25 protein-coding genes are annotated in these 26895 nt (G+C 47.2%); 10 read left to right on the top strand and 15 right to left on the bottom strand.

Going from position 1 to position 26895, the window contains the following annotated elements; all coding sequences use genetic code 11:
- The first annotated feature begins 121 nt into the window (after positions 1–121).
- Positions 122–1090, top strand: coding sequence for a cysteine synthase A (gene cysK / locus MHM93_RS17930; RefSeq protein ID WP_022944543.1), 969 nt, complete (start codon positions 122–124; stop codon positions 1088–1090).
- A 116-nt stretch (positions 1091–1206) separates the two neighbouring features.
- Positions 1207–1641, top strand: a complete 435-nt coding sequence (locus MHM93_RS17925) for a hypothetical protein (RefSeq protein WP_022944544.1) — start codon at positions 1207–1209, stop codon at positions 1639–1641.
- A 38-nt stretch (positions 1642–1679) separates the two neighbouring features.
- Here MHM93_RS17925 and MHM93_RS17920 read toward each other — a convergent pair whose 3' ends face one another.
- Positions 1680–3953 carry an acyl-CoA dehydrogenase gene (locus MHM93_RS17920; RefSeq protein WP_239450067.1) on the bottom strand — a complete coding sequence of 758 codons (2274 nt, stop codon included), beginning with the start codon at positions 3951–3953 and terminating at the stop codon, positions 1680–1682.
- 189 nt (positions 3954–4142) lie between these two features.
- On the opposite strand from MHM93_RS17920, the gene MHM93_RS17915 reads away from it, so the two are divergent.
- The gene (locus tag MHM93_RS17915; RefSeq protein WP_239450063.1) at positions 4143–6002 is read left to right on the top strand and encodes a M2 family metallopeptidase; all 1860 of its coding nucleotides are present in this window, start codon (positions 4143–4145) and stop codon (positions 6000–6002) included.
- 68 nt (positions 6003–6070) lie between these two features.
- Here MHM93_RS17915 and MHM93_RS17910 read toward each other — a convergent pair whose 3' ends face one another.
- The 10 genes from MHM93_RS17910 to MHM93_RS17865 form a co-directional block, all read right to left on the bottom strand.
- Positions 6071–6862: a putative porin gene (locus MHM93_RS17910; RefSeq protein ID WP_022945090.1), complete on the bottom strand. Its 792-nt coding sequence runs from the start codon at positions 6860–6862 to the stop codon at positions 6071–6073.
- Positions 6863–6992: 130 nt separating this feature from the next.
- Positions 6993–7367 (bottom strand): PH domain-containing protein, encoded by a 375-nt coding sequence (locus MHM93_RS17905; RefSeq protein ID WP_022945089.1) that lies wholly within the window; start codon positions 7365–7367, stop codon positions 6993–6995.
- A 2-nt stretch (positions 7368–7369) separates the two neighbouring features.
- Entirely contained in the window at positions 7370–8281 is a 912-nt protein-coding gene (locus MHM93_RS17900) for an ABC transporter ATP-binding protein (RefSeq protein WP_239409102.1), read from the bottom strand.
- Positions 8278–9087 (bottom strand): ABC transporter permease, encoded by an 810-nt coding sequence (locus MHM93_RS17895; protein WP_022945087.1) that lies wholly within the window; start codon positions 9085–9087, stop codon positions 8278–8280. Before MHM93_RS17895 ends, MHM93_RS17900 begins: the two co-directional genes overlap by 4 nt.
- 90 nt (positions 9088–9177) lie before the next feature.
- Positions 9178–10356 (bottom strand): cystathionine beta-lyase, encoded by a 1179-nt coding sequence (locus MHM93_RS17890; RefSeq protein ID WP_138548942.1) that lies wholly within the window; start codon positions 10354–10356, stop codon positions 9178–9180.
- On the bottom strand, positions 10353–11273 hold the full coding sequence (nudC, locus tag MHM93_RS17885; protein WP_152440557.1) for an NAD(+) diphosphatase: 921 nt from the start codon (positions 11271–11273) through the stop codon (positions 10353–10355). The genes MHM93_RS17890 and nudC overlap by 4 nt, the downstream gene beginning before the upstream one ends.
- A 198-nt stretch (positions 11274–11471) precedes the next feature.
- Complete coding sequence (nagB, locus tag MHM93_RS17880; protein ID WP_045978068.1) at positions 11472–12266, bottom strand: glucosamine-6-phosphate deaminase; 795 nt, start codon at positions 12264–12266, stop codon at positions 11472–11474.
- A gap of 215 nt (positions 12267–12481) precedes the next feature.
- On the bottom strand, positions 12482–13618 hold the full coding sequence (locus MHM93_RS17875; RefSeq protein ID WP_239450062.1) for a DUF5009 domain-containing protein: 1137 nt from the start codon (positions 13616–13618) through the stop codon (positions 12482–12484).
- A 93-nt stretch (positions 13619–13711) separates the two neighbouring features.
- The gene (nagA, locus tag MHM93_RS17870; RefSeq protein ID WP_239450061.1) at positions 13712–14842 is read right to left on the bottom strand and encodes an N-acetylglucosamine-6-phosphate deacetylase; all 1131 of its coding nucleotides are present in this window, start codon (positions 14840–14842) and stop codon (positions 13712–13714) included.
- A complete protein-coding gene (locus MHM93_RS17865; RefSeq protein WP_152440553.1) occupies positions 14839–15756 on the bottom strand; it encodes a BadF/BadG/BcrA/BcrD ATPase family protein in 918 nt (305 codons plus the stop codon). Before MHM93_RS17865 ends, nagA begins: the two co-directional genes overlap by 4 nt.
- Before the next feature lie 403 nt (positions 15757–16159).
- On the opposite strand from MHM93_RS17865, the gene MHM93_RS17860 reads away from it, so the two are divergent.
- A complete protein-coding gene (locus tag MHM93_RS17860; protein WP_022945886.1) occupies positions 16160–16789 on the top strand; it encodes a hypothetical protein in 630 nt (209 codons plus the stop codon).
- Positions 16782–17537 carry a DUF3307 domain-containing protein gene (locus tag MHM93_RS17855; RefSeq protein ID WP_239450060.1) on the top strand — a complete coding sequence of 252 codons (756 nt, stop codon included), beginning with the start codon at positions 16782–16784 and terminating at the stop codon, positions 17535–17537. Before MHM93_RS17860 ends, MHM93_RS17855 begins: the two co-directional genes overlap by 8 nt.
- Positions 17538–17569: 32 nt before the next feature.
- Here MHM93_RS17855 and MHM93_RS17850 read toward each other — a convergent pair whose 3' ends face one another.
- The 3 genes from MHM93_RS17850 to metE form a co-directional block, all read right to left on the bottom strand.
- Positions 17570–18409, bottom strand: coding sequence for a 2OG-Fe(II) oxygenase family protein (locus MHM93_RS17850; RefSeq protein ID WP_045978074.1), 840 nt, complete (start codon positions 18407–18409; stop codon positions 17570–17572).
- A 216-nt stretch (positions 18410–18625) separates the two neighbouring features.
- Complete coding sequence (gene pyrC, locus MHM93_RS17845) at positions 18626–19669, bottom strand: dihydroorotase (RefSeq protein WP_239450059.1); 1044 nt, start codon at positions 19667–19669, stop codon at positions 18626–18628.
- 125 nt (positions 19670–19794) lie between these two features.
- Positions 19795–22065: a 5-methyltetrahydropteroyltriglutamate--homocysteine S-methyltransferase gene (gene metE / locus MHM93_RS17840; protein WP_239450058.1), complete on the bottom strand. Its 2271-nt coding sequence runs from the start codon at positions 22063–22065 to the stop codon at positions 19795–19797.
- A 299-nt stretch (positions 22066–22364) separates the two neighbouring features.
- Between metE and MHM93_RS17835 the strand changes: the two genes are divergently transcribed.
- The 4 genes from MHM93_RS17835 (at position 22365) to MHM93_RS17820 (ending at position 25434) form a co-directional block, all read left to right on the top strand.
- Positions 22365–23255 (top strand): LysR family transcriptional regulator, encoded by an 891-nt coding sequence (locus MHM93_RS17835; protein WP_045978077.1) that lies wholly within the window; start codon positions 22365–22367, stop codon positions 23253–23255.
- A gap of 261 nt (positions 23256–23516) precedes the next feature.
- Positions 23517–24095: a DUF2589 domain-containing protein gene (locus MHM93_RS17830; RefSeq protein ID WP_022945880.1), complete on the top strand. Its 579-nt coding sequence runs from the start codon at positions 23517–23519 to the stop codon at positions 24093–24095.
- Positions 24096–24169: 74 nt separating this feature from the next.
- Positions 24170–24865, top strand: coding sequence for a hypothetical protein (locus MHM93_RS17825; RefSeq protein ID WP_239450057.1), 696 nt, complete (start codon positions 24170–24172; stop codon positions 24863–24865).
- A gap of 5 nt (positions 24866–24870) precedes the next feature.
- Positions 24871–25434: a hypothetical protein gene (locus MHM93_RS17820; RefSeq protein ID WP_239385248.1), complete on the top strand. Its 564-nt coding sequence runs from the start codon at positions 24871–24873 to the stop codon at positions 25432–25434.
- 6 nt (positions 25435–25440) lie between these two features.
- Here MHM93_RS17820 and MHM93_RS17815 read toward each other — a convergent pair whose 3' ends face one another.
- Positions 25441–26193, bottom strand: coding sequence for a Nif3-like dinuclear metal center hexameric protein (locus MHM93_RS17815; protein ID WP_239450056.1), 753 nt, complete (start codon positions 26191–26193; stop codon positions 25441–25443).
- A 164-nt stretch (positions 26194–26357) separates the two neighbouring features.
- Between MHM93_RS17815 and MHM93_RS17810 the strand changes: the two genes are divergently transcribed.
- Positions 26358–26747: a hypothetical protein gene (locus tag MHM93_RS17810; RefSeq protein ID WP_022945876.1), complete on the top strand. Its 390-nt coding sequence runs from the start codon at positions 26358–26360 to the stop codon at positions 26745–26747.
- Positions 26748–26895 lie beyond the last annotated feature (148 nt).

Here is a 26895-nt window from a genome sequence, read left to right as displayed (position 1 = left end):
TCATTTATATACCTCTTCGTTATAACTGATTGGCTATATCATATAGCCAATCTTTCCTTTAGTTTTCATAAACAGTGAGTAAAGTGAGGGTATACAGCGACAAACCCGTTAGGTATTGAATATGTCAAAGATTTACGAAGATAACTCCCTATCCATTGGTAACACCCCGTTAGTAAAACTTAACCGTGTTACCGGTGGTAATGTTTATGCCAAAGTAGAAGCTCGCAACCCGAGTTTCAGCGTCAAGTGCCGCATTGGTGCTTCAATGATTTGGGAAGCGGAAAAATCAGGACAACTGACCAAAGATAAAGAGCTTATCGAGCCAACATCAGGAAATACCGGAATTGCCCTCGCTTTCGTTGCGGCCTCTCGAGGTTATAAGTTAACGTTGACCATGCCCAACAGCATGAGTTTGGAGCGTCGTAAGCTACTCAAAGCGCTAGGTGCTAATTTAGTGCTCACCGAAGGCCCTAAAGGCATGAAAGGTGCGATTGAGAAAGCCAAAGAAATTCATGACAGCGATCCTGATAAATACATTCTGTTACAGCAGTTTGAAAACCCAGCTAACCCGAAAATTCACTTCGAGACAACGGGTCCAGAGATCTTTGATGCACTCGATGGTAAAGTCGACTTCTTTATTGCTGGTGTCGGCACTGGCGGTACTATCACCGGCGTAAGCCGCTATCTTAAGCAAGAGAAAGGCTTAAATGTGCAATCTATTGCTGTTGAGCCAACGGATTCTCCAGTGATCAGCCAAACAATGGCAGGTCAAGAGGTCAAGCCGGGCCCCCATAAGATTCAAGGTATTGGTGCTGGTTTTATTCCTGGTAACCTAGATTTAGAGTTGTTAGATGGGGTTGAACAAGTCAGTAATGATGACGCCATCGCTATGGCACATGAACTAATGAAAAACGAAGGGATCTTAGCCGGTATTTCATCTGGTGCTGCTGTGGTCGCTGCTAAGCGTCTTGCTGAAAAGCCAGAGAATGCTGATAAAAACTTCGTGGTTATTCTGCCAAGCTCTGCCGAGCGCTACCTTTCAAGTCCGTTGTTTGCTGGTGAGTTCAGTGATCAGGAACTTGAGCAGTAAAGCCAAGAGCCATTCTTTATTCTGAAAAAAAGGCGCTTTAGCGCCTTTTTCTTTACATATTTTCGATTGCCCCTCACACTTTATTCCAGTTTATAGCCTTTCTTAAATACAGTGGAATGAAACGTACTTTACTTCTTGCTCTGATACTTTTATTGACTGCCTGCGGCCAAAACGACGATGATATTACAGGCGATCCTAACTCTCCGGGCTACGTGGCAACTCAGTACTTCTATGCGTTGTACAACCACGATAACCTTGAGCGCGCCACACAATATGCGACCCCCAAATTAGCGCGTATTATGCGCTCCTACGGTACGGCATCACAATTCACCCGTAACCTAGTGAATTTACAATATGATCAGGTCACCATTGAGTTAGACCGTACCGAGATGAGTGTTCGCCAGCAATATGGTGACCGCGCTACCATCAATTTAGTATTCACCGGGCACTTTCATGGCAACCAAGTCGATGATATGCGCAGTGTGAAGATGATCCGCGAACGCGGTGATTGGCTGGTGAGTGAGATTGTCCCCGACCCTTACGGTCGTTAGTAAAAAAGGCCGCTTTTGCGGCCTTTTATTGTCTCTAATCACTCAAACTCTTGTGCGGCAAAAACATCCACAGCGATGACCTCTTGCCTTAGTGACTCAGCCGCAATCAGTTGCTCGCTTTGCTCAGCGCTAAGCTTATTCTTAGCCCGTGCATCTTCAATCAGCTGCATCATCGTCAGCCCTTGAATCTCTCCTTTTTTACGCAACTTATGAACCTCACGATATCCTTGAGCTGCATGTTGTTGCGCTTCTAAAGCCTTATCAAGCACCGCTGTACCATTGCTGTCATCAACCACACATAAATGCGTGAGGCGCTCACGTACGACGCCACTGCGAGTCATATGCTGCGCAACTTGCTTAGCGACCTCATCCTTAGGCATTTTAAAATGATTGCCCAGTGGTAGTACCACGGTACGAACAGCCAACGACAGTGGCCAGCTTCCAAGGTTGTAGATAAATTCATCAAAGGCTTTGGCGCACAGATAGAGGCTACGCTCAACACTGTATTGTACAAATGGCAAATCCGCGTGTTGATGGCCCTCATCTTGGTAACGCTTAAGTACCGCTGAGGCGAGGTACAAGTGGCTGAGCACATCACCCAAACGAGCCGACAGCATTTCCCGGCGCTTTAAATCGCCCCCGAAACGGAGCATGGCAATATCGGCACAAAATGCCAGTGCTCTAGAGAAGCGCCCTAGATAGCGGTAGTATTTGGCTGTCGCTCCACCGACGGGCGCCTTGGCAAAGTAACTACCACTGAGCGCATGAACGAACGACATAACGCCATTGCCAGCACTGTATAACATATGCTGGCAAAGCAGCGGATCAAACTCACGCACCCCTTTCTCTTCATCATCAAGCCCTGCAGCAACCATTTCATCAATCACATAGGGGTGGCAACGGATCGCGCCTTGCCCAAAAATCATCAGATTCCGGGTAAGAATATTGGCTCCCTCTACGGTGATCGATACCGGTGTGCCCATATAACAATGGGCGAGATAATTATTGGGGCCCATTTGAATGCCCTTGCCGGCGTGTATATCCAAGGCATCGTTGATCACTTGGCGGCCCATCTCGGTCATATGATACTTAGCGATGGCGGTGATCACCGACGGACTTAATTTTTGGTCTATCGCCGTTGCGGTCAAGACCCGCGTAGCTTCCAATTGATAGGTTAATCCGCCGATGCGAGCGAGGGCTTCTTGTATACCCTCAAATTCGCCAATCGCGACACCAAATTGTTGCCTTAGCGCCGCGTAAGCGCCACTGGTGCGCGCACTCAAGTGCCCGGTTGCCGTGCTCAACGCTGGCAATGAAATACCGCGCCCTGCACTTAAACATTCCACTAGCATGCGCCAACCGTTGCCTGCTTGCACTTCACCACCGATAATCCACTCAAGTGGAATGAAGACATCTTTCCCTTCTGTGGTGCCATTTAAAAAGCCCATATTCATGGGTTTATGCCTGTCGCCAGTGCGGACTCCAGGATGGTCGGTGGGGATCAATGCACAGGTAATACCGATATTTTTTGTTGTTCCTAATAATCCGTCGGGGTCGAACATTTTAAAGGCCAAGCCCAATACTGTCGCGCGCGGTGCCAAGGTGATATAGCGTTTTGACCAGTTTAGACGTAAACCCAGCACTTCCTTACCGGCAAATTCGCCTTTGCATACAACCCCGGTATCTGGAATGGCACCGGCATCCGAACCTGCTTCTGGACCGGTCAAGGCAAAACATGGCAGCGCTTCGCCTTTGGCAAGCTTAGGTAACCACTGTTGTTGTTGGGACAAGGTGCCATAATGAAGCAGAAGCTCAGCGGGCCCTAAGCTATTGGGCACCATGACAGTCACCGCAGCACTTAGGCTTTTACTGGCAATTTTGGCAACAATGGTTGAGTTGGCCAATGCCGAGAAGTCATGGCCACCGTGCTCTTTGGGAATAATCAGGGCGAAAAAACCCTCATCCTTTAGGTACTGCCACACGGACTCTGGCATGTCCTGTTGTGCGGTAATGGTTTCATCATCAAGCATGGCGCACAGCTCAACGACTTGGTTATCGATAAACTCACGTTCTTCAGCACTTAACTGTGAGGTTGCATACTGGTGCAATTGGTGCCAATCGGGGTTGCCGCGAAAGAGCTCCCCATCCCACCAGATATCGCCCGCTTCCATGGCATCTCGCTCTGTCGCAGACAGCGGCGGTAATGCTTGTTTAAACCATTTGAAAACTGGTCGAGTAACAATGCTCATGCGAATATCTCGTACTGTGAAAATAACGATCACAGCTACGATGATTAATAAAACTAACCACATCATCTTGTGTTCCTTGATACCGTAAAGGGTGTTTTTCAGTATGGACGAACGGCAAATATTTACAATCCCTTCAATGTACTAGCCCAGTGCTCTGACTATCTATAATAATTTACCCCCTCTGCGTACGCTGCTATATTTAGCCGGCGTTAGCGATGCCCACCATCGCCGATAACAATTAGAGGAAAAATAATGACACGTCTTCCATTTAAACTGAGCCTGAGTGCGGTTTTGGTCTCCCTAACCTTAGGGTTAAGTGGCTGCAATGACACAACCACAACTCAGCCCACTGAGAGCGCTGCAGAAACAAAAATAAGCAGCAACAAACTCACAGCAGCTGATGCCAAAGCGTTTTTAGCAAACACTGAACAGCAGTTAGCCAAGCTGTATGAGAAAAGTAGCCGTGCCGCGTGGATTTACGCCAATTTTATTACTCATGATACGGCACAGCTCGCAGCTGCCGCAAACCAAGAAGTAACCGAAACCATCGTGCGTTTAGCCAATGAGGCTGCCCGTTTTGATGATCTGGAGTTAGACGCTGATAGCCGTCGCAAGCTCGATAAACTGAAACTGGCACTGACGCTACCGGCACCACAAGATGCAGCAAAAACCGAGAAGCTGGCCAATATTGTCGCTGAGCTCGATGGTCTGTATGGCAAAGGCGAGTATTGTAAAGATGATGGCCAATGTTTAAGTCTCGGTGAGATGACCGCAACCATGGCATCGAGTCGCGACTACAATGAGTTGTTAGATCTATGGCAAGGGTGGCGACAAATTTCTAAGCCTATGCGCCCTTTATATGAACAGCAAGTCACGTTAACGAATGAAGGCGCGCAAGAGCTTGGCTATGCCGATACAGGCGCAATGTGGCGCAGTAAGTACGACATGCCCGCCGATGAATTTGCCACTGAACTTGACCGCCTATGGGGCCAAGTTAAGCCTTTATATGACTCCCTGCACTGTCATGTGCGCGCCAAACTGGGTGAGCAGTATGGCGAAGATAAATTACCTGAAGATGGCACCATTCCTGCGCACTTACTCGGTAATATGTGGGCACAACAATGGGGTAATATCTACGACTTGGTTGCGCCTGAAAATGCCGATCCTGGCTATGATGTAACCGAGCTACTAGCGCAGCATGACTATGATGAGCTAGAGATGGTGCGCGGTGCGGAAAAGTTTTTCACCTCCATGGGCTTTGCACCACTACCTGATACTTTCTATGAGCGCTCTTTATTTACCAAACCTCAGGATCGCGATGTGCAATGTCATGCATCGGCGTGGAACCTCGATAGTAAAGATGATTTACGCATTAAGATGTGTATTCAGCGCACCGGCGAAGAATTTGCCACCATTCACCATGAATTAGGGCACAACTTCTACCAACGCGCTTACAACCAGCAACCTCTGTACTATCAAGAAAGTGCCAACGATGGATTCCACGAAGCCATTGGCGATACGATTGCGCTGTCGGTCACGCCTGAGTATTTAAAAGAGATTGGTCTATTAGATGAAGTCCCTGATGAATCTAAAGACATTGGCTTACTCATGCGTATGGCATTAGATAAAGTGGCCTTTATCCCATTTGGTTTGTTAGTTGATCAGTGGCGTTGGCAGGTGTTTTCTGGAGAAATTACCCCTGAGCAGTACAACCAAGCTTGGTGGCAGTTGCGCAAGAAGTATCAAGGGATCAGTGCTCCCATCGCTCGTTCTGAGTCAGACTTTGATCCGGGGGCCAAGTACCACGTGCCTGGAAACACGCCTTATACTCGCTATTTCCTAGCCCATATTTTACAGTTCGACTTCCATCGTAGCCTGTGTGAGATTGCCGGCAATGACGCCGCCATTCACCGTTGCTCCATCTATAACTCAAAAGAAGCTGGGCAGCGACTCAACGAGATGTTAGAAATGGGCTCTTCGCAGCCATGGCAACAAGCGCTCGCAAAAGTAACAGGTAAAGAGCAAATGGATGCAACCGCTATCCTTGATTATTTTGCACCATTACAAGCTTACCTAGATGAGCAAAACAAGGGTCGTCAATGTGGTTGGTAAGCGTTATTAACCATTAGCGACAAAAAAGCCCAGCATATGCTGGGCTTTTTTATTAATTAGCTCAACGCTTAGAACTGTGCAGTTGCTTTTAGGAACCACTGATCATAGCTTGACTCATCCCAGTTGCTGCCGTAACCAGCAGATACTGCGAAGTTGGTGTCGATGAAGTATTTCGCACCAAAGTTATAGAAGTCTTCATCATCGAAGTTAACGAATACTGACGTCATTTTGTTGAAGTAGTAGTTAGAACCTAGCTGCCAGTAGTTGTCCGCATCGTCACGGTTAATGTACTGTGCTTCAACAGTTAAGTAGTTACCTTGCTTAAGGTCTTTGAAGTACTTACCGTTAAGCTCACGGTGGTCGAACTCGTCATCAATACGCACTTCAAAACCGATGTAATCAGTGCTGTTTAAAGCGTGATCGTAACGGCCAGAGAAGAAGTAAGTTTCATCACCGTGCTCTGGGTCTACGCGCTCAGCTTTCAACAAGAAGTTGTCGCTAACTAGGTAACCAAGGCTTAGTGTGTATTGATCAGCACTGTCGAAGTCATCTGGGTCAACAACGCTGTAAGACGCGCCTACTAGGAATTGATCCGCGAAGTATTCACCGCCTACGTTGTAGCCAGTCGCATAATCATTGTCTGAGATACGACCAAAGATGTTTGACTCTTTGTTAATATACTCAAACTGATCAAGCGGGCCCAACACCTGCTTTGGTGCGAAGTAGTAAATCGAATCTACGGCAACATTGTCCTCACTTTCTACATTGAGGTATTCAAGGTTGCTGATTGATTGATAAGACTGTGCGAAGGCAGCACCGGAGAAAAGTACAGACGCGATGGCGACGGATAGTTTTTTCATAAATAGATTTCCCTATATCTAGTTTTTTAAAACAGCGCCACTCTAGCGCTGTTGAAATGAATTATAACTTAACTAAGCACTTGATTGTTTTAAATAAATGTTAGTTTTTGTTAGATATAGGTACAGTTTTTTACAAAACGTAGCGAGATAGGATCCGATACACTTCGTTAATGTTGTCACCCGCTTTAAAGTTCTTACACAACGGACTCGGATCAGAGCCTATCCAAATTTTCAGTTCAGCATCCATATCAAAGTGGCCAGCACTTTCCTTACTGAACTTAGTGATTTTACTAAATGGAATACTGAGCACCTCCATTTTCGACCCTGTTACACCTTGTTTGTCTACTAAAATCAGACGTTTGTTAGTGAACAAGAATAAGTCGCGGATCACTTTATACGCTTTTTCTAGGTTCTCACCTGGAGCAAGTATCTCTTCAAGTAAAGAGTCTAACTCCCCTTCATCTACTTCACTGGCATTGCCAATTAATCCACTAAGTAATCCCATTGCTACGCTCCTGTTGCGAATAATTGATTTTCTAGGGTGTGACCGTTTATCAAGGCGCGATAACGCCACTGTTGTTTATGGCACAGCGTTAGCAAGGCGATATCCATTGCCTCACTGAGACCCTCGCTGCTGTAACCAATAACAAATTCATTACGCTGACTATTATCAACGCTCACTACGTGAGGAAGCGCCTGTAACGCCGCTGCAACGTGATCGTTTTGCTCTCGTAGTTGCAGAGTTAGATACGCCAACTGCTCGGTTTGCGAGTCCAATTGATGGGTCGCCAAGCGCCCTTGCTGCAAGTATAAAACACGGTCGCAGAGCCGCTCCAGCTCCGATAAGTCGTGCGAGCTCAATACAAAGGTCGTCTCGGTACTGAGCGCACTGACCAACTCTCGAATAGCCCTTGCATTGGCGGGGTCTAAACCAGCCGTTGCTTCATCAAGCATCACCAACTTCGGCGAACCAAGCAGCGCTTGGGCGATACAAATGCGCTTTTTCATGCCATGAGAAAGCTCTTTAGCGCGACTGTCTGCGGTGTCTTTGAGATTGACCAGTTCCAACACCCGCTGTGTTTCTATTTTTGCTTGGCGCTGGCTAAAACCTTGCAGGCGGGCATATAAAGCCAATTGCTGGGCAACACTAAAGTTGGGGTCCAGTAGCGCGTCTTGTGGTAAGGCACTTAACTGACCAAACAACGCGGCGCTGCCGGGACGATGTCCCAATACCTTAATCTCGCCTTCACTGGGTTGCAAATAGCCGCAGATAAGGCTAAACAGCGTGGTTTTACCTGCGCCATTGGGGCCGACTAACGCAATGGGCTTTCCAGGTTGTAATTCAATATCAACATTATCGAGCGCTTTTTTGCTGCCGAAATAGTGGCTAACGCCGCGTGCTAAAATTAACTGGCTCATAGACTACTCCGCTGCAACTTATAAAAACTTAGCGCTAACAACAGGCCACTTTGCAATAATGGCCAAGCTATGTCGGTGACAGGGCTGGGCCGAACGGTGGCGATATTATCTAGCGGCTCACCGGGAATAAGGTAATCCAACCACATCGGCAGCCCTAACTGGCCTTGTAAAATAGCCAGTACCATTAACCCTATGGTGTACAATAATATAACGTAAATAAGCGCCATTCGTGATGAGCGCGCTATGGTATTCAATAACGTCATCAAGGCAATAAACGGCATTAGATTAACCAACAGGAGGAGTTCAAACTGCAGCGCGCGTGCCAAAGCTGGGACCAGTGCACTGGTATCGCGAAAGGCAATGAGGATCAGCGTGCCGATAATGCTAATTGCCAGTAACGCAGCGGCGCTTAAGCAATGACCGAAATAGCGCCCTAATAGAATTTCAGCGCGAGTGGCGCGTAAAGCGATGAACCGCAGCGTGCCGCGTTCTTTGTCGCTAACAAATTGATCACTGGTTAAATAAATAATGAAAAGAGGAAAGGTGACTAAGGCAATCAGCCAATATACGGCCATTTCCGCATCAGGCCAGTGCAATAAACTCTGTAACCCGAGGTTGCCAAAAGCGGCAAGCATAAACTGTTCAAAGTTAGGGTCTGAAAGCACCGATACAGCTTGAGAAATACCGTAGCGATAAATCATCAACCACACTAAGGCAAAAGCAAGCAGCGCCAACCACGCCTTTTTGGTAAGAAAGTGTCGCGCCAGTTCAAATTTAACCAGCTCGAAGATACGCCTTGGATCCATCCTGATATCCTGATTTGTAGTTATTTGTAGCTACTATAAATGAAAAAAGCGCTCAAAAGTATGAGCGCTTGTAAAAAGATGTGTCTGACGCTATTTATTGGCTAAAGCATTGGCGTACACATCAAGCCCTTGGCTGAGGTCGGCAATTAAGTCATCGACGTCTTCTAAACCAATATGCAAACGCACTACCGGGCCATACTGCCATGACGTTTCACTGCGCAAAGCCTTCATGCTCAGGTTGGTAGTAATTAGACTCTCAAAGCCACCCCAAGAGAAGCCCATTTTAAAATGGTGTAATGATTCAACTAAAGCATCAAGGGCCTGTTGTGTGCCCTCTTTCATTACAATGGAGAATAACCCATTACTGCCATCAAAATCGCGTTTGAAAAACGCATGGCCCGGACAACTTTCCAGCGCAGGGTGACGAACATGATCCACTAATGGGTGCGACTGTAGCCACTTTGCTACTTGCAAAGCACTGCGCTCATGTTGCTGTAACCTCACAGCCATGGTGCGTAGCCCTCGCAAGGCCAAATATGCATCGTCGGCACTGCAACATTGCCCCAAAAGGTATGACTGCTCGCGCAGCACCGGCCAATGCTGCTCATTGGCAACACTGACTCCCATCATCACATCACTGTGACCTACTATGTATTTGGTGGCCGCCTGAATACTAATATCAACACCATGCTCTAAGGGTCGAAAATGCATACCATTGCCGTAAGTGTTATCCAGCATGGTCATAATATTGTGAGCCTTAGCCTCGGCCACCATGGCGGGCACATCTTGGACCTCCATGGTGATTGAGCCGGGGGATTCCATAAATAGCACTTTAGTATTTTCCTGGAAAAGCGTACTAATATCGGCGCCAATTTGCGGGTCATAATAGGTGGTTGTCACCCCTAACCCTGCCAGCACTTTGTCGCAAAAATCCCGGGTAGGTTCATAGGCATTATCCATCATCAGAATGTGATCGCCGGCTTTGACAAAAGATAGCAGGCTATTACTGATGGCAGCGGCGCCCGACGGATAAAGGGCACAGCCGGCTCCACCTTCTAGCTGAGCAATTGCTTGTTGTAGCGCAAAGTGTGTTGTGGTGCCGCGACGACCGTAAAATAATGCATGGTTTCCGCGATTTTTAGCTGCGTCTTTAAACTCAGCAACGGAATCAAAAACCACGGTAGAGGCGCGCTGTACCACAGGGTTAACAACCCCTTGAGTGAACTTTTTATCTCGCCCAGAGCTTATCAACTGTGTTTGTTTTTTCATTTGTTTTCCTCATTCTGTGCAACCCAAGTATCAATAAGATACCGTGAAATAGAATCGCAGCGGGGAAGTTTGTAGTCAGTGCCCGCATCTCCCCAAGTGCCAAAATGCTTTAGCTCGTCTCTAGAGAACCAACGTGCGTCGCTGAGCTCGTCTTGGTCAATAAAGATATCTGTTGAGCTTGCCTGTGCCATATAGCCTAACATCAGCGAGCTTGGAAAAGGCCATGGCTGTGAGGCAATATAGCGTGGCGATTGCACGACTATTCCCGCCTCTTCCATCACTTCTCTGGCAACAGCAGCTTCGAGTGTTTCCCCTGGGTCGACAAATCCAGCTAAGGTGGAATAGACGCCCTCAGGCCAGCTTGCTTGACGACCTAATAAACAGCGTTCGATACCATCATTGAACATATGATGCACCAACATAATAACGGCCGGATCGGTACGTGGAAAAGTAAGGTGACGACAATCGCGGTTGATGCATTTTCGGGCATGACCGGCCTCCGCTTGAATATTTTCATTGCCGCAACGGCCACAAAAGCGATGGGTCTTATGCCAATGGCACAGCCCTCGCGCAAGTACCAGTATTGCAGCAGCGCCAGGCTCAACTATCGAGCCATAACGGCGGATATCGACAAATTCACCCTCGGCGAAAGCACAGTCGTTAGGCAATGTTTCACTCACATCAAGAGCAAAATAATGCTGGCATTGATGCTCACCTAAATAAATCGCATTATCGGGGGCGAAGTCTTTTACTTGCTCATAGCTCAAAAACAGTGGGGTTTGATTATCAATACTGAAAAGATTTCGATCTGTATTTATTAATACATAACGCCCCAGCGGGCGTTTATTTAACAGCCAGTTAGGGTCTTTACGCTCGCTTGAGTGCCTATCCAATGGCAGCTGGGTGTATTGCAGCATGGTTTTGCAGTAATTCAGGACAACATGGTTCTACATTATCACAGTTCAGTAAAATCAGAGTAATGCGGGTGATAGTGACATCGCTTCTTTTATCGTTACATTAACCATCAAGGGGTTGTGCCTGTTCTCATTAATAAACGCCTCTAACACAGATACAAAAAAAGCCCGAGCTGGGCTTTAATGGTATTTAGCATGATGTTACTTAGCTGCTAGGCGCGCCAATAACTTCTGATTTTCAGCCTCTATATGCTTGTAGAAATCAACGTCAGCAAGCTCACTGGCTGCGGCTTCATCAATAACGATAACGGCATCGCGATGCATCTGCAGTGCCGAAGCTGGACAAGAGGCAGTTAACGGCCCTTCCACCGTGGCTTTGATGGCTGCCGCTTTATTTTCACCGGTTGCCAATAGCACCACTTTTTTGGCATCAAGTATGGTACCTATGCCCATGGTAATGGATAAATGCGGCTGATATTCATCCTCGCTAAAAAAGCGAGCATTATCATCGATCGTTGCCTTCGTTAGGGTCTTAACACGGGTCCGCGAGGTTAAGCCTGACGAGGGTTCATTAAAGCCTATATGGCCATTGCGCCCTATGCCAAGTAACTGAATATCGATGCCACCGGCTGCGAGAATGCGCGCTTCATATTCCTGACATGCAGCAATCGGATCTTGGGCATCGCCCGGCGGTACATGGGTACGCTCTTTGGCAATATCAATGTGGTCAAACAACTGCTCATTCATAAAGAAGCGATAGCTCTGAGGATGAGAGCCGTCTAAGCCTAAATATTCATCTAGATTAAAACTAGTGACTTGTGAAAAGCTGATATCACCCTGTTGATTTTTTTCGATCAAATTTTGATATAGCGCCACTGGCGTTGAGCCTGTCGCCAGGCCGAGCGTGGAAGCGGGTTGCTTTTTTAGCTGGGCTACAAATAGGTCAGCGCCGTAACGGGCCACCTCTGTAGCATCTTTAAGAATCACGATTTGCATGTTTAGCTCGTTGTTATAGTTGATAAAAATGGGACCTATGACCAAGCCTTCCGTGCAATCTGAACTTGATCATAGGTCAGAACCTAATCGGGATACTGTAATTAGGTTTACACCATTATGACAACGCTGTCATTATTGGTTATAAAACCTAATTTGTAAAGTAAAAGTGAGCAAAAAATGTCACTTTTTTAGTTATTTATTAAGCATCAACAGGGTTAAACACTGACAAATATTTTACGTTTATACATCCAGTGTAGGACAAGCAGCTGTACTGTTAACAAGGCGACGACAGCAAATAGAGGTTGCCATGGCTCACTGACAGAGCGCACGACCCCACCAAACACACTATTGGCGATGTAGCCCCAGTTCACTAAGCTTGAAGCAAGGTAAATAATAATTGAATTAGCGCCGATAATTACAAACGGATAAGCGGCTTTACGTTGGCCAAGAATATCAACCACGCCATAGAACACCGCCAATAAAATTGCACTCCAGCCGACAGTAACGAGTACAAACGAGCTGGTCCACAATTCTTTATTCACTGGAAAGACACTGTCCCATCCCCAACCTAGCGCTAAGCTGACTAACCCCGCAGCAAACAGCTGCGCCGCTACTCGCCATTGGCCTTGAGTGGCACCTTGAGCAACTAATTGCCCGGCAAAGACACCTAAAATAGCGTTGGCGGCTGCAGGAATATTTGACAGTAAACCTTCTGGGTCAAGAGGCCGGTTTTGGTAGGTAATACCGGGTAATAGGTGTTGATCAACCCAGGCATTCCAACTTCCCTCAGGACTCAGCGGCGAGCCGTGGCCGCCGGGTACCGGCAACACCGTCAACCAGAGCCAGTAGCCTAACAAAATTACGACTGCGACAATCGCTTGAGTGCGCAACGAGGTATGCCATACCAGCATCGCCGCGATAAACCAAGCAATAGCTATACGCCCAAGTACACTGGCATAGCGAATTTCGTCAAATGCCATTGGCATTCCTGTGCCCCAGCCGTGATTATAGAGAACTCCTAAGGCACTAAGTAGTAACAGGCGTTTTACTGCTTTGTGATAAAAAGGTTTGCGTTCGGCCAGCGGCAGATGATCAATCCGCTTCGGGGAAAGCCCCATGGCCACACCAGAGAGAAAGATAAATAACGGGAAAATAAGGTCGTAAAAGGTGAAACCGTGCCATTGCGAATGCACTGTATGAGCCTCAAATGCCTTCCACCCTTGCCAACCTGTTAATACGAACAATGCGGCAAAAATAGATTGCCCGCCTAAAATCCAAAACATGTCCATACCGCGCAGCGCATCTAACGAGGCTAAGCGTTGTTTTTTTTTGCCGGTATCAGGTGTTGTCATAGTTTCTCGCTGTTAGTTTCTGCGCACTGTTACATCACTGTATCCATGCGTACCTCTTCCATGACGGCCTGTTTTATAAGGGGTTCACTGTGCTCAGCGGCTAAGGCGTACGCCGCCTATGTAGGTGGCCTGCACATGTTGGTGCTCATCCAGCGCCACAAAATCAGCATCGAAACCATTTAGGAGACGACCTTTGCATTGTGCTAAGCCCAAGTATTGCGCCGGATAGAGTGATGCCATACGCAGACTCTCGGCTAAGCTGATATCCAATGTATTTACGGTGTTGCGCACAGCACTGGCCATATCCAACACACTGCCAGCTAATTCGCCCGTACTGGAATTCAACCGGTCGCCGGTGCGATAGACTTTGCGGCCATCGAAAAAATCAAACTCTTCGGCATCGGTGCCTACTGGAGGCATTGCATCGGTAACAAGCATTATCTTGCCGCGCTGCTTGGTACGAATTGCCAACTTCGCCGAATCCGGGTGCAAGTGATGACCGTCAACAATTAACCCGCACCAACTACTGTCATGCCACAGCGCCGCACCGACAACCCCAGGTTCACGTGAGGTAAAGGCAGACATAGCATTAAATAGGTGGGTGAAGCCATCAGCGCCAGCGTCTAGGGCCGACATCGTGGTTTCATAGTCGGCGTTGGTGTGGCCCAAAGAGACCTTTACACCCATGGCGACTAAACGCTTAATATCCGCTGCGCTAACATTTTCTGGCGCCAAGGTAACCATTTTAATACCAAGGTCATCGCGCTCGTAAATCGCAAACTCTTCATTGCTAATGGGGCGAATAAACTGCTCGCTGTGCGTGCCTTTTTTTGGCAAACTGAGATGCGGACCTTCAAAGTGGACACCTAAAATACCCGGAGTATTTTTTGCCACCGCTTCAGCCACTGCGTCAGCGGCACGGCGCATAATCGCGATGTCATCTGTGATTAAGGTCGGCATATTGGCCGTTGAGCCAAACTGACCATGTGCTCTCGCTATTTTTGCTAGGCAGTCAACACTTTGTTCAGCATTAAAAAATGCGCCGCCACCACCGTTTACTTGTACATCAATAAAGCCGGGGACTACGAGCCCAGAAAGTTCGGTGACAGGGTCGCTGGTGGGTGCATCAATAAATTGCACTTTACCGTTAACACTTTGAAAATAAACATCGTTATGAAAACGCTGCCCGTCAAATAGGCGTTCAGCATGGAAACTTTGACTCATTTAATTGCGACCTTTTGTTCTTCTTCTAACAGCGCATTTTGGGCAAAATAAACAGCGCCCATCTCGGGTGGCTGACGAGGCACTTCAACACGTTTAGCTATATCAGGATCTAACCATTTTTGCATGGGTTCAGACAAGCCGCCAATCATAGATAAACGTGGAGGGTGAATTTCTAATAATCGTTTAGCCAAATTACTGATGTAGCGCGCACCGTCTTTGACTATGGTGAGCGCGACCATATCACCATCATGAGCCGCCTCGATGACCATACGCGCGAGTTTGGCGTAGCTACTTGAGGGTTGACCCGCCATTTGCTCTGCAACTCCCATTGCTGAGCTGGCATTAAAATGCAATTTAAACATCTCACTCAGGCGAGTTTGCGGACCTAATCCGTCCAAATCTAATAACACCGCCTTGAGTGCTTCAAGACCCAGCCATGCACCGCTGCCTTTGTCGCCTTGAGCAAATCCATGGCCGCCATAATTCACACTATGACCTTTAACACAGGCAAAGCCACAAGAGCCAGTACCGGTAATAATCACTGCCCCGTCACCGCCTTCATGTGCGCCGATACAGGCAGTATGCAGGTCGGTGGTCAAATACATTTTTTGAAATGGGTGTTCCCATTCACTGATTTTCTCAAATAGACTGGGTAGGTTAACCCCTGCCAAGCCTAAACCAGCCACTAATTGATGCACGCTCTCTAGCCGTAGGCCTGCATCACGCATCGCTTGCTGAGTAGACACCATAATCGACTCTAAAGTGCGTTCAAGACCATGTAATGGATTTGCAGGGCCGCCCAAACCGGTACCCAGTACTCCCCGTTGGGCGGAGTAAATGGTCGCCCGGCATTTGGTTCCCCCACCATCTATGCCTATAAATAATTGCTCTTGACTCGCACTCTTCGCCATCATTGTACGACCTCTAACCTTGTTAATGTATTCGCAAATACGCTTTATCGTTTTTGTAGCGCGTATGCTCTTCCTCAACCCATGTTGAAATTATGTTACACAATTAATGACAGCGTTGTCATTAATTTTTTTAAATTTTCCCTAATTAATTCTATTCACTAGGTTACTACTTTGTTTTTATTGGTCTTTTCTTAATTCTAGCAGGATAGCTAAGACATCAGCATATATGAATTCATTAGTTCCATCAATCGAGAATACTAGAATAAATAATTCCTACCATCTGCCTTACCGCTCGACTTGCGTGTGTTTCCTTGCATCAACGGGTTTATGTAACTATATTGAGTTACCTAAGTACATGTAACTTTAATTAGTTACTTAACAGAATGTAACCATTGAGAGTTCCTTTATGCCCCAAACACCTTCTTATTACACTGTGTTAAGCGGTGATCTCGTCGACTCTCGTAAGCTAAGCAGTGACGACTATGACAATGCATTATATAGCCTAGAGCAAGGGCTACGCGCTATCTGTGAACGCTTCGATGGCGACTTTAGCATTTATCGCGGTGATGCCTTCCAATGTATTCTTAGCCAAAGCCCCACCCCTTTGCTAGCCAGCATTATGCTGCGGTTGTTTTTACGTGCCCGAGCTCTGGACGCACGCATTAGTGAGGCATGGGGCCCGATAGATAACTACCGCAAAGACATAAAAACCGCCACCGGTCCAGCGCTACTCCTCTCGGGGACGGGCTTAGATAATATAAAAAATATGCGTCTACGTCTTAGTCTACACCAAATAGACATGAGCCCAAGTTTTGTATTGAATATTCGCTTTATAGATAACCTGATCAGTCACACCAGTGCCAAACAAGCACAAGCCTTGTATTTGTACCATTGGTTACGTAATAATGACCATGCAACCATAGCCAAAGAGCTTGAAACTTCAAGAGAAAACGCCACCAAGCTACTTAACGCTGGCAACTACCACCTCGTTGATGAATTTATAGCCGTAGCCGCAAAGGAACATGCTTATGGATGAGCAAATAGCACTTCTACTGGCGCTATTATTAGCGCACTTTATTGCCGATTTTTATTTGCAACCAATGCACTGGGTGCACAATCGCAACACTTACCACTATAAATCAACCAAATTAGCACTGCATGTGTTAGTTCACGGCGCGTTATCGGCCACCGTGCTTATTGCGTGGGAGCACATTTACGGCTTAGGAGAGTGGCCGGGCGTGTTGCTGGCTACATTGAGTATTATGCTCAGCCATTGGCTCATTGATGTAGGAAAGTCCTATACTCGAGGCGGTATTATACCCTTTGTCGTTGATCAGCTCGCACACATAATGGTGATCATTTCGCTGTGCCTGTGGCTCAGTGATGCAGATACCCTCACACAATGGGCGAGTCAGGGGCTGAGTACACAATCATTATGGGTAACGCTGCTTGCCTATGCCTTGGTTTTAAACCCCTGCTCCGTGGCTATTCGCATGTTATTGGAACGCTGGCAGCTACCTTGTAGCCATAATGAGCAACAGCTGCCACAGGCGGGCCATAGTATTGGCGTACTTGAGCGCGTGCTGATGCTCACCTTTGTACTGATTGATGAACTCGCTGGTGTCGGTTTTGTGTTAGCGGCTAAATCGGTGTTTCGCTTTGGCGATTTGACCAATAGCAAAGAAAAGCACCTGACCGAATACGTGATGCTGGGCACCTTATTAAGTGTCACCTTAACATTGGCCATCGGCCTCGCTACCCGCGCCTTGTTAAACACCCTATAACGAAAAAGCCCGCTAATGCGGGCTTTTTCCAATTACTTTACGCCAAGCTCTCGTAAACGCTCTTGTAAGTAGCTATCTGCTGTATAGCGCTCGGAGAGCACCACATCCGGGCGCGGATGCAAAAACAGTGGCAGTGAAATACGTGATTTCGTTGACGCTTTCCCCGTCGGGTTAATAACGCGGTGAATGGTCGAAGGGAAGTAATCACCTGATGCTTCTTGCAGCATATCACCAATGTTGATGATCAGATTACCGAAGTCACTTGGCACATCTAACCAACCACCCTCTTTAGTTTGCACCTGTAAGCCAGGCTCGTTCGCTGCAGGTAAAACCGTTAATAGGTTAATATCGCCATGCGCCGCCGCGCGAATAGCACCCGGCTCTTCGTCACCGGTCATTGGCGGATAATGAAGTATACGCAGTAAGGTTTGCTCAGAGTCCTTGATCATGTCTTTAAGATCAATGGAAAAACGTTTTTGTACTTCTTCTGGTGCGTGCGCTTGCACCCAGCTCAATAGCTCGCTAGCAAACTCATTAGCAAGTCGGTAATACTCACGAATTTGCTCTTCTAGTTGTGCCGGGACGCGACCTTTAGGGTAAACGTGGTAATACTCTTTAATGTCTTTAACATTGAAGCCTTTGGCTACTTCACTTACTTCCGGTGGAAAATATCCGTCTTGTGTAGTCTTATCATATAAAAACTCGTGCTTTTGCTCAGAGTTGAAAAAAGCCTGCCAATTTTCATAAATTGATTCCACTAAAGACTGCGGGATCGGATGGTTCGTCAATACCCCAAAGCCGGTATTGCGAAGAGACTCGACAAATTCAGCTGGAGCGTTGGGCGACTGATAGTCCACTGTAGGTAAGTGCATGGTAAATTTCACCTGTTCGTTGTAGCGCTAAGCACGAAAAACATGCTTAATTTTAGCGCCAGAGCTTAGTCAAAGCCACCATAATTCATAAGGACAATTGTCCGCAGAACCGTCTCAGCGAAGCAGCTATTGACGCAGATCAAAGTAACAGCGCAGCTGACATCGCATGGCGGGATAGCCAATAAAAAGCCCGGTATCAAACCGGGCTTTAAACTCTTAGTCCTTAACCTGCCAGTTAAGTGTTTCACCGGCGCAGATAGGGATCACTTTGTCATCGGCAAGTGGATAACTTTCAGGCACTTTCCAGGGTTCACGCACCAACGTAATAGTATCGCTGTTACGCGCAAGGCCGTAAAAGTCAGGACCAAAATGACTGGCAAAGCCTTCTAGTTTATCCATCGCACCGGCTTGCTCAAACGCTTCTGCATACAGCTCCAATGAAGCATGGGCGGTATAGGCACCGGCGCAGCCACAGGATGCTTCTTTTTTATCTTTTAAATGCGGTGCCGAATCGGTGCCCATAAAGAATTTCGCGCTGCCACTGGTAGCCGCTTCAATCAAGGCTTGTTGATGGGTATTACGCTTAAGAATCGGTAAACAGTAGTAATGCGGGCGAATTCCACCAGCCAACATATGATTACGGTTATATAGTAGGTGATGAGCCGTAATAGTTGCTGCCACATTGGTTGATGCTGAGCGCACAAACTCCACGGCATCGCGGGTAGTAATGTGCTCGAGCACTACTTTCAACTCAGGAAAATCAGAGACCACTTTTTTCAGTTTGGTTTCGATAAACACTTTTTCACGGTCAAAAATATCGATGCTGGAGTCGGTCACCTCACCATGAACCAAAAGCAGCATGCCAACTTCTTGCATTGCCTCAAGCACAGGATAAATGTTTTCAACATCCGTCACCCCTGAAGCCGAGTTAGTCGTCGCGCCAGCAGGATACAATTTAGCCGCGACAATTTTACCGCTGGCTTTCGCTTTACGAATTTCTTCAGGCGTGGTGTTATCAGTGAGATAAAGTACCATTAATGGTTCAAATTGCGCGCTAGGACCTGCCGCCATGATCCGTTCACGATAGGCTAATGCCGTCTCGGTACAGGTCGCAGGTGGCACTAGGTTAGGCATAATAATCGCGCGGCCAATATAGCGGCTCGCATCACGCACGGTATCTTTTAGCTGTTCACCATCGCGTAGGTGAATGTGCCAATCGTCAGGACGAGTGAGGGTAATACGTTGCGGGGTACTTGTCATTGCTCTTATCCACTGAAAAATTTGTGTGATCTTAGGGGGGATACAAGGGAAAGTAAAGCAATCTGCGGGGTAATACCTAGGCTGAGCGGGGGTGCCTAGGCCCACCCCGCTACAGTGACCTTAATTTAGTTCAGCTCTTGTCGTGACTCCTTTGCGGCCTCTACCATGTTATAAAGCGCAGCTCGGGTTTCTTGCCATTGTCGCGTTTTCAAACCGCAGTCAGGGTTAACCCATAATCGCTCAACAGGTATTTTCTGTGCAGCTTTGTGAATTAAGGTCTTTATCGACGCAACATCGGGCACATTAGGAGTGTGAATATCATACACACCCGGCCCTATTTCATTGGGGTAATCAAAGTGTTCAAAGGCATTCAGTAACCCCATATGAGAACGTGACGTTTCAATGGTGATGACATCGGCATCCATATCAGCAATAGCGCCAATAATGTCATTGAATTCACTGTAACACATGTGGGTATGAATCTGAGTTTTATCCTCGGCGCCGCTGGCAGCCACGCGAAATGCATAAGTCGCCCAATCCAAGTAATCTTGCCAATGACTTGTTTTTAACGGCATGCGCTCACGAAAAGCAGGCTCATCAATTTGAATAATGCCAATGCCCGCATTTTGCAAATCCACAACCTCGTCACGCAGCGCTACCGCGATTTGCTTGGCTATAGTGGGATTGTCTAAGTCATCACGCACAAAAGACCAAGATAGAATCGTCACCGGCCCAGTTAACATGCCCTTCACCGGTTTTTTTGTAAGTGACTGCGCATAGCGGCTCCAATGCACAGTCATTGGTTGCGAACGGGCCACATCACCCCAAATGATCGGTGGCTTCACACAGCGCGAGCCGTAGCTTTGCACCCAGCCAAACTGAGTAAAGGATACGCCCTCGAGCAGTTCACCAAAATACTCGACCATATCGTTACGCTCAGCTTCTCCATGCACCAGCACGTCCAAACCAAGCGCTTGTTGCTCTTCAATGACGTAGCGAATTTCAGCTTCCATTTGCGTGTGATACGCCTGGGAGTCTAAAGTACCATTTTTAAAATCCCGCCGCGCTTGGCGAATAGCTTGGGTCTGCGGAAAAGATCCGATAGTGGTGGTCGGTAATAGTGGCAGTTGCAAGGCTTGGCGCTGGGTTTTCGAGCGCTTAGAAAACGCACCTTGTCGCTGTGCGTCTTGCGCACTGAGCGCCGCAACACTTTGTTGCACCCTCTTGTTATTCACTCGCGTTGAGCTTTGCCGAGCCTTAACCGCAGCACTGTAGCGATCAATGGCAGTGGTGTCGCTGCTATGCAGTGCATGACGTAACAGTTGCAGCTCTTGACACTTTTGTGTTGCAAAAGCCAACCAGCTTTTTAGTTCACTGTCGAGCTGCTGCTCCTGCTCTAAATCTACCGGAGTATGAAGCAATGAACATGAAGGGGCTATCCACAACCTCTCGCCCCGCTGATCAGCAATAGGATGTAATTGTGCATGCAACGAGGATAAATCCGCACGCCAAACGTTACGTCCATTAACAACCCCTAAGGACAACACTCGCTCATTGCCTACGGCCTTATCTAAAGCCTGTATATCCACCGTGCTCGCCAGCCAATCAAAATGTACTCCGTCGATGGCGTAATCTTGAATATCATCAAGATGATGGCTGACATTATCAAAGTAAGTGGCCAATAGCAGCTTCACCCCGTGGCCAGATAAACTCGTAAAACTGTCTTTCAAGGCTTGGCGATAAGCACTATCCAATTCTAGAGCGAGAATAGGCTCATCAATTTGCACCCACTGAACCTGTTGCGCTGCAAGTTTGTCCAATATCTGCTGATACACCTCAAGTAACTGAGGCAATAGCGCAAGTTTGTCAAAAGGTTCATCGGCGCATTTGGCTAAGTATAAATAGGTCACCGGGCCGATAAGCACAGGCTTTGGTGTATAGCCTAGTTGCTGTGCTTCACTGACCTGGGTAAATAACTCTGAATCAGTCAGCGAAAAGCGCTGCTCGGCGCTGAGCTCGGGCACAATATAATGATAGTTGGTATCGAACCATTTGGTCATTTCACTGGCGGCACAGGCACACCCTGAGGGCGCTCGCCCACGAGCAATACGAAATAAGGTATCGAGAGGGTGGCTATCTGCGCTGTGATGACGCGCTGGCACGGCTCCGACCATTACCGTGGTAGCGAGCACATGGTCATACCATGCAAAATCACCAACGGGGAGCAACTCAATACCGGCCTGTGCTTGCAAAGCCCAATTTTGCTTGCGTATCTCAGCCCCTTTTGCTCGCAATGTGGACTGATCGATGGTGCCTGCCCAGTATGCCTCAAGGGCAAATTTAAGCGCCCGCTGCTTGCCGATTCGAGGGAAACCAAGATTATGTATTAATGCCATAACAAAACTTCGTTTAGCTATATAGATGGCTAAACATTAGATTTCTCTACCCCACTGTGCAACCGCAGCTTTCTCACCATTAATGTGAATTTTATTCATAGCTAAAAATTATAAGTAAATGCCAAATTAGATGACACCGCTGTCATTTTTGTTGCTATAGTGGAATTTATCTATGGTTAGCTTTGCGTTTACATTTTATACATCAATTATGGACGTCTAGACTTTGAAATGTCTATTACGATGCAGTAAACTGTATTCACGTTGAGCACCGCTCACAATTTTTATGAGATTTACTAAAGATGATAGATATAAAACACCTCAAGACTATTTCCACCTTGAAAGAGACCGGCTCTTTAGTGAATACCGCACGTGAGCTGTTTTTAACTCAATCTGCACTTTCTCATCAAATCAAAGACTTAGAAAACAAACTCGATTGCCAATTGTTTGAGCGTAAAACCCACCCGGTACGATTTACACCACAAGGCATGCTGCTATTAGAGCTTGCGCATGATGTACTACCAAAAGTTGAAGCGGCGAAATGCCGTTTGAAAGAGAGCTTAAATCAGCCAATTTCGCAATTACGCTTGAGCGTCGAGTGCCACGCCTGTTTTCACTGGTTATTACCGACAATTAAAGAGTTTAATAACTTTTGGCCCGACATTCACGTGGACTACGAACGTGGTTTTAGTTACGACGCTATTCCTGAGCTGCTTGAGGGCGATTTAGATCTGGTATTAACCTCGGATATACGTGACCCAGAGCGCCTAGAGTACGTGCATTTATTCGATTTTAAGCTCAAGCTGATCGTTGCCCCCGACCATGAGCTGGCTAATAAAGCTTATGTCACGGCGCTGGATTTAAAAGACGAAACCATTATCTCCTACCCTATTCCTCGCGAGCGCCAAGATATTTTCAAACACTTTATCCAAAACGCGCGTTTTGATGGCACCTTGAAAAGCGTTGATCAAGGCTTGCTTATTTTCCAATTAGTGAGCGCCGGCATGGGTGTTGCTGCGCTACCTGATTGGCTTGTTACCCCCTATGAAGCGCAAGGGTTAATAAAATCTATTCCCCTTGGTGCATTGGGTCTTAATCGCCCCATGTACTTGGCCATGAAAAAAGAAATGAAAGATAACCCTGTCTATCGCCACTTCTTGAATACCTGTAAACAAAATAACACGCGTAAATAGCAAAGGCTGGGGCTGATTGGTCAATTGGCCCCATTGCACACAGACGCACTGCTCTGACCATTTCAACAGCCCCTTCACTTTAGTCCCTTAAAAAGAACAACTTAGAAATTAACAGGGACAAAGGTAAAAATAAAGTTAACAAACTAACTATCACTCTTGCCTTTTATACACTATAAATCTTGTGTGTTTTTTATACACACCTATCTCGAGTAGGCAGTGTAACTCGAGCCTCAACCGCGCCGTAAAAAAAGGAGAATTTGTATGGCTATTGGCGACGAACTATCGAGTATTGATTTTAAATCTATGATTGGCGGCCCCCTTGATGCTGTGGTACGCGCTCAAGCGCAATCGGCTCAGACCTCGGTAGATTTTATAAAATCTGTCGGCTTTGACGCTGACAGCAATGAACCCACCATGATCACCTTCAGTTATATGAAGGCCGTAGAAACCCGAGATGGAGATGGTAATGTGACCGGCACAGAGCCGAAGAAATTCGACCTTACCGTACCCATCTTAACCATGTTACCCATTCCATTTATTCGCGTTGAAGAGACCACTATTGCTTTTAACGCAAAGATAAACTCAGTGCAGGAGTCCAGTACTTCCTCCTCTCATGAGCTCAATAGTAAGCTCTCGGTGAAAGCAGGTTGGGGGCCAGTATCAGCTAAACTCAGCGCCAGCTACTCGTACAAGAAGTCGAGCTCAAGCTCATCGAAAATTGAGCGTACCTACAGCCTGTCTGTTAATGTTCGTGCCGTTCAAGACGAGCTTCCAGCGGGAACGGAGAAACTGTTAGGCATTTTAGAGAACTCTATTACTGAAGTGGAATCGGCGGCATAACGCCACATTAACTAACATAGGGGGCAAAGCCTTAGGCTGCGCCCCCTTATCTAACTCACTAAGAGGGAAACGCCATGAGTGAATTAAGTGAGGTGCTAGGATCGCTGATGATAAGCTTAGTGCACGCACGCCGCCTTGCCGACGAAGAAACAGCTGCCGTAGCCGAATATTACAAAGATCACCCCTTACTTGAGGGCATGAGTCTACCTCGGGTGCGCGTCCCTGAGCTGACCATAGATATGCCATTGACCATAAATCAGCACATTCCGGCTAAAAATGCCGAATTAGACAGCCCCGCCAATGTTCACAAAGCCTTGATGAGCCACTTTAACCAAGCACTCGATGACGAAGATATTCTCAGTCGTACGAAAAGCTTTCAACATAATTTCGACAGAGAAGCCCGTGCCGCATTGGATAAAGTAACAGAGCGCCAACGTAACGGAGATGTGCGGATCAGCAAAGAGAGTATGGTCAGAGCCGTTGACGAAGCATTTCAAAAAGCCCTGAAAAAAAGCGGCTCCGATAAAGAAGTACCATTTGAGCGTCTCAGTGCGGTGAATAAGCAGGTGCGTCACAATGTTTCCGCTATCGCCTTAAAATCGCGCTCCACTCCACCTACGATAAAAACCAGCGTGGTCAGCTCCGAGGTGAAAGAAACCGCCACACCTCAGAACAGCATCCGTCTTAACATTACCATTCGTGAAGAGGGCTTAGAATGGGCCACAGGCATTGAGAACGGCCAGACCAAGAACAAGCTGATGCCGGAGTAACGGCCATGCAATCCGTTCTCAAAGAAACCATTATCACACAATTAATGTTGTTACCCGCACTCAGTGACAAATACCTGGCGCAGGAGTCCAGCTATGTTGTTGATGCTGCGCAATGGCTGAAAGATACGGAAGTCAAGCTAGCACCTTTGCGCAGCCCTTTAGTCAGTGCCCTGAGTTCATTGCGCGGGCTGATTGAAGCCTGCGACGATGGCTATCAAGATCCATCCGTACAAAGCCATAGTCGCAGTAAACGTAAAGGCAAACGGGCTTTCGTTGCCGCCACCTTGAGTAAAGCAGAGCAGCAACTCAATGAGGAGCTGCAACGCATTGAGCAACACTTTAGTGAGGCCAACGATAAACTCGCGCAGCTGCTTGCCTTGGGGTTTGCTAAGCAGCCGCTGCCCATTCCCGAGACCTTAACAACTCACTATCTTGATAGTATCTGGCAAACATTAGGAGAGCACACAGACACCCAAACCATGTTTTTATATCTGCAGGCACGCTACAGCGCCACCGACCGCCGCTATCTCTTGCAGCAATTGTTGCACAACATGCTGGCGCAGCAATAACCGTCGCTATACTGGATTATCAATATCGATAAAGGTGACATCCAGATGATGCTCACGCGCTAAGAATTCACCTAGGGCTTTGGCGCCATAGCGCTCAGTGGCATGGTGCCCAGCTGCGAAGAAATCCACTCCTTGCTCTCGGGAGCTATGAATAGTTTGCTCCGAAGCTTCTCCGGTTAAATACGCATCCAGCCCCAGACTCGCAGCCAAATCTATATAGCCTTGCCCGCCGCCGGTGCATAATCCAACAGTTTCAATTACCTCATCGCGTACCACTGAAGCCAGCGGCGTTCGGGATAAGACATTGGCAATTTTATCAGCAAAAGCCTGCCCAGACAGCGGCGTGCGCAAACGCCCCCACACCGGCACACTACTTGGGCCACTTTCCATGGGCCCTTGAATTTCAATATCCAACAACTGTGCTAGCTGCGCATTGTTGCCTAGCTGGGGGTGGATATCCAAAGGCAAATGATACGCAAACAGATTGATACCGGCGCTGAGCAGCGCCTCAATGCGGCGCTTTTTCATACCGGTAATGGCTTGTGATTCACCCTTCCAAAAATAGCCATGATGAACAATTAATGCATCAGCTTCGAGGGCCACGGCTTTATCAACCAGTGCCTGACTTGCAGTCACACCCGTGACCACCTTTTTGATGTGCGCACGCCCTTCAACCTGCAGCCCATTGGGGCAAAAATCTTTGATTGGCTGTACCATTAATGTTTGTTCAAGGATCTGTGCGAGCTCTTTACGGTGCATATTACCCCCTGTTAACCACAAATATTCCCAAATTGTCCCGTGAACACCGGTAAAAATAAAGAAAATTCGGTGTTTAGGCACAAAAAATTGAAAAACTCAGCGCAAATGGGTATAACTATAAACTTGTAATAAAATTAACCTGCGTTAACGACTAGGACCTTTTGATGAGTAAACTAGACAAAACAGAAGTGTTAGCTGCTTTTGAAGCTGCCTATGAAGCAGCCCACGGCAAAAAGCCAGAAATCACCACTAAGCCTGGCTGGTATAGCATTGACGGCGGAAAGAACATGCGCCTTGCCGATGTAGCTGCGCTAACTGAAGAACTCACTTCTGGTAAAACAGAAGAAGTCGCCAAAGCAGAGACCAAAGCACCGGCCAAAGCGAGCAAGAAAACAACGACTAAGAAAGCCGCTCCTAAGGCAAAACCAGCTGAGAAGAAAGCAGCATTCACTGTGGCTAAACCTAATGAAGAAGGTTACACCGCAGAAGAGCTTTGGATTAAGCAACTGGCAGAGAAAGATCACGACTGTCGCCTACCTCGCGGCGTAGTGTAAGCTTTCAATAATAAAGAAAAGCCGCTCAAGAGCGGCTTTTTTTGTGCTCGTTGACCCGTCCTAAATAGCGTTGACACTTTTCAAACTTAATTTGGAGAGTGTAATGAAATCAAATAGCAAACGAACTCAACGAGATTATTCCCTCGCT

It is taken from the genome of Pseudoalteromonas sp. MM17-2, from assembly GCF_022347945.1.
Classification (GTDB): Bacteria; Pseudomonadota; Gammaproteobacteria; order Enterobacterales; family Alteromonadaceae; genus Pseudoalteromonas; species Pseudoalteromonas ruthenica.
This window is presented reverse-complemented; position numbering and strand designations above follow the sequence as displayed.

Bases quoted from the DNA above. Each gene is read 5' to 3' on its own strand.
- metE (WP_239450058.1), bottom strand. From the start codon at position 22,065: ATGGCATTAATACATAATCTTGGTTTCCCTCGAATCGGCAAGCAGCGG.
- MHM93_RS17860 (WP_022945886.1), top strand. From the start codon at position 16,160: ATGCCCCAAACACCTTCTTATTACACTGTGTTAAGCGGTGATCTCGTC.
- MHM93_RS17905 (WP_022945089.1), bottom strand. From the start codon at position 7,367: ATGGGATTACTTAGTGGATTAATTGGCAATGCCAGTGAAGTAGATGAA.
- MHM93_RS17810 (WP_022945876.1), top strand. From the start codon at position 26,358: ATGAGTAAACTAGACAAAACAGAAGTGTTAGCTGCTTTTGAAGCTGCC.
- nagB (WP_045978068.1), bottom strand. From the start codon at position 12,266: ATGCAAATCGTGATTCTTAAAGATGCTACAGAGGTGGCCCGTTACGGC.
- MHM93_RS17835 (WP_045978077.1), top strand. From the start codon at position 22,365: ATGATAGATATAAAACACCTCAAGACTATTTCCACCTTGAAAGAGACC.
- MHM93_RS17830 (WP_022945880.1), top strand. From the start codon at position 23,517: ATGGCTATTGGCGACGAACTATCGAGTATTGATTTTAAATCTATGATT.
- MHM93_RS17900 (WP_239409102.1), bottom strand. From the start codon at position 8,281: ATGAGCCAGTTAATTTTAGCACGCGGCGTTAGCCACTATTTCGGCAGC.
- MHM93_RS17925 (WP_022944544.1), top strand. From the start codon at position 1,207: ATGAAACGTACTTTACTTCTTGCTCTGATACTTTTATTGACTGCCTGC.
- MHM93_RS17815 (WP_239450056.1), bottom strand. From the start codon at position 26,193: ATGCACCGTAAAGAGCTCGCACAGATCCTTGAACAAACATTAATGGTA.
- MHM93_RS17850 (WP_045978074.1), bottom strand. From the start codon at position 18,409: ATGCACTTACCTACAGTGGACTATCAGTCGCCCAACGCTCCAGCTGAA.
- MHM93_RS17855 (WP_239450060.1), top strand. From the start codon at position 16,782: ATGGATGAGCAAATAGCACTTCTACTGGCGCTATTATTAGCGCACTTT.
- nudC (WP_152440557.1), bottom strand. From the start codon at position 11,273: ATGCTGCAATACACCCAGCTGCCATTGGATAGGCACTCAAGCGAGCGT.
- MHM93_RS17920 (WP_239450067.1), bottom strand. From the start codon at position 3,953: ATGTGGTTAGTTTTATTAATCATCGTAGCTGTGATCGTTATTTTCACA.
- MHM93_RS17915 (WP_239450063.1), top strand. From the start codon at position 4,143: ATGACACGTCTTCCATTTAAACTGAGCCTGAGTGCGGTTTTGGTCTCC.
- MHM93_RS17895 (WP_022945087.1), bottom strand. From the start codon at position 9,087: ATGGATCCAAGGCGTATCTTCGAGCTGGTTAAATTTGAACTGGCGCGA.
- MHM93_RS17890 (WP_138548942.1), bottom strand. From the start codon at position 10,356: ATGAAAAAACAAACACAGTTGATAAGCTCTGGGCGAGATAAAAAGTTC.
- cysK (WP_022944543.1), top strand. From the start codon at position 122: ATGTCAAAGATTTACGAAGATAACTCCCTATCCATTGGTAACACCCCG.
- MHM93_RS17875 (WP_239450062.1), bottom strand. From the start codon at position 13,618: ATGACAACACCTGATACCGGCAAAAAAAAACAACGCTTAGCCTCGTTA.
- pyrC (WP_239450059.1), bottom strand. From the start codon at position 19,669: ATGACAAGTACCCCGCAACGTATTACCCTCACTCGTCCTGACGATTGG.
- MHM93_RS17820 (WP_239385248.1), top strand. From the start codon at position 24,871: ATGCAATCCGTTCTCAAAGAAACCATTATCACACAATTAATGTTGTTA.
- MHM93_RS17910 (WP_022945090.1), bottom strand. From the start codon at position 6,862: ATGAAAAAACTATCCGTCGCCATCGCGTCTGTACTTTTCTCCGGTGCT.
- MHM93_RS17865 (WP_152440553.1), bottom strand. From the start codon at position 15,756: ATGATGGCGAAGAGTGCGAGTCAAGAGCAATTATTTATAGGCATAGAT.
- MHM93_RS17825 (WP_239450057.1), top strand. From the start codon at position 24,170: ATGAGTGAATTAAGTGAGGTGCTAGGATCGCTGATGATAAGCTTAGTG.
- nagA (WP_239450061.1), bottom strand. From the start codon at position 14,842: ATGAGTCAAAGTTTCCATGCTGAACGCCTATTTGACGGGCAGCGTTTT.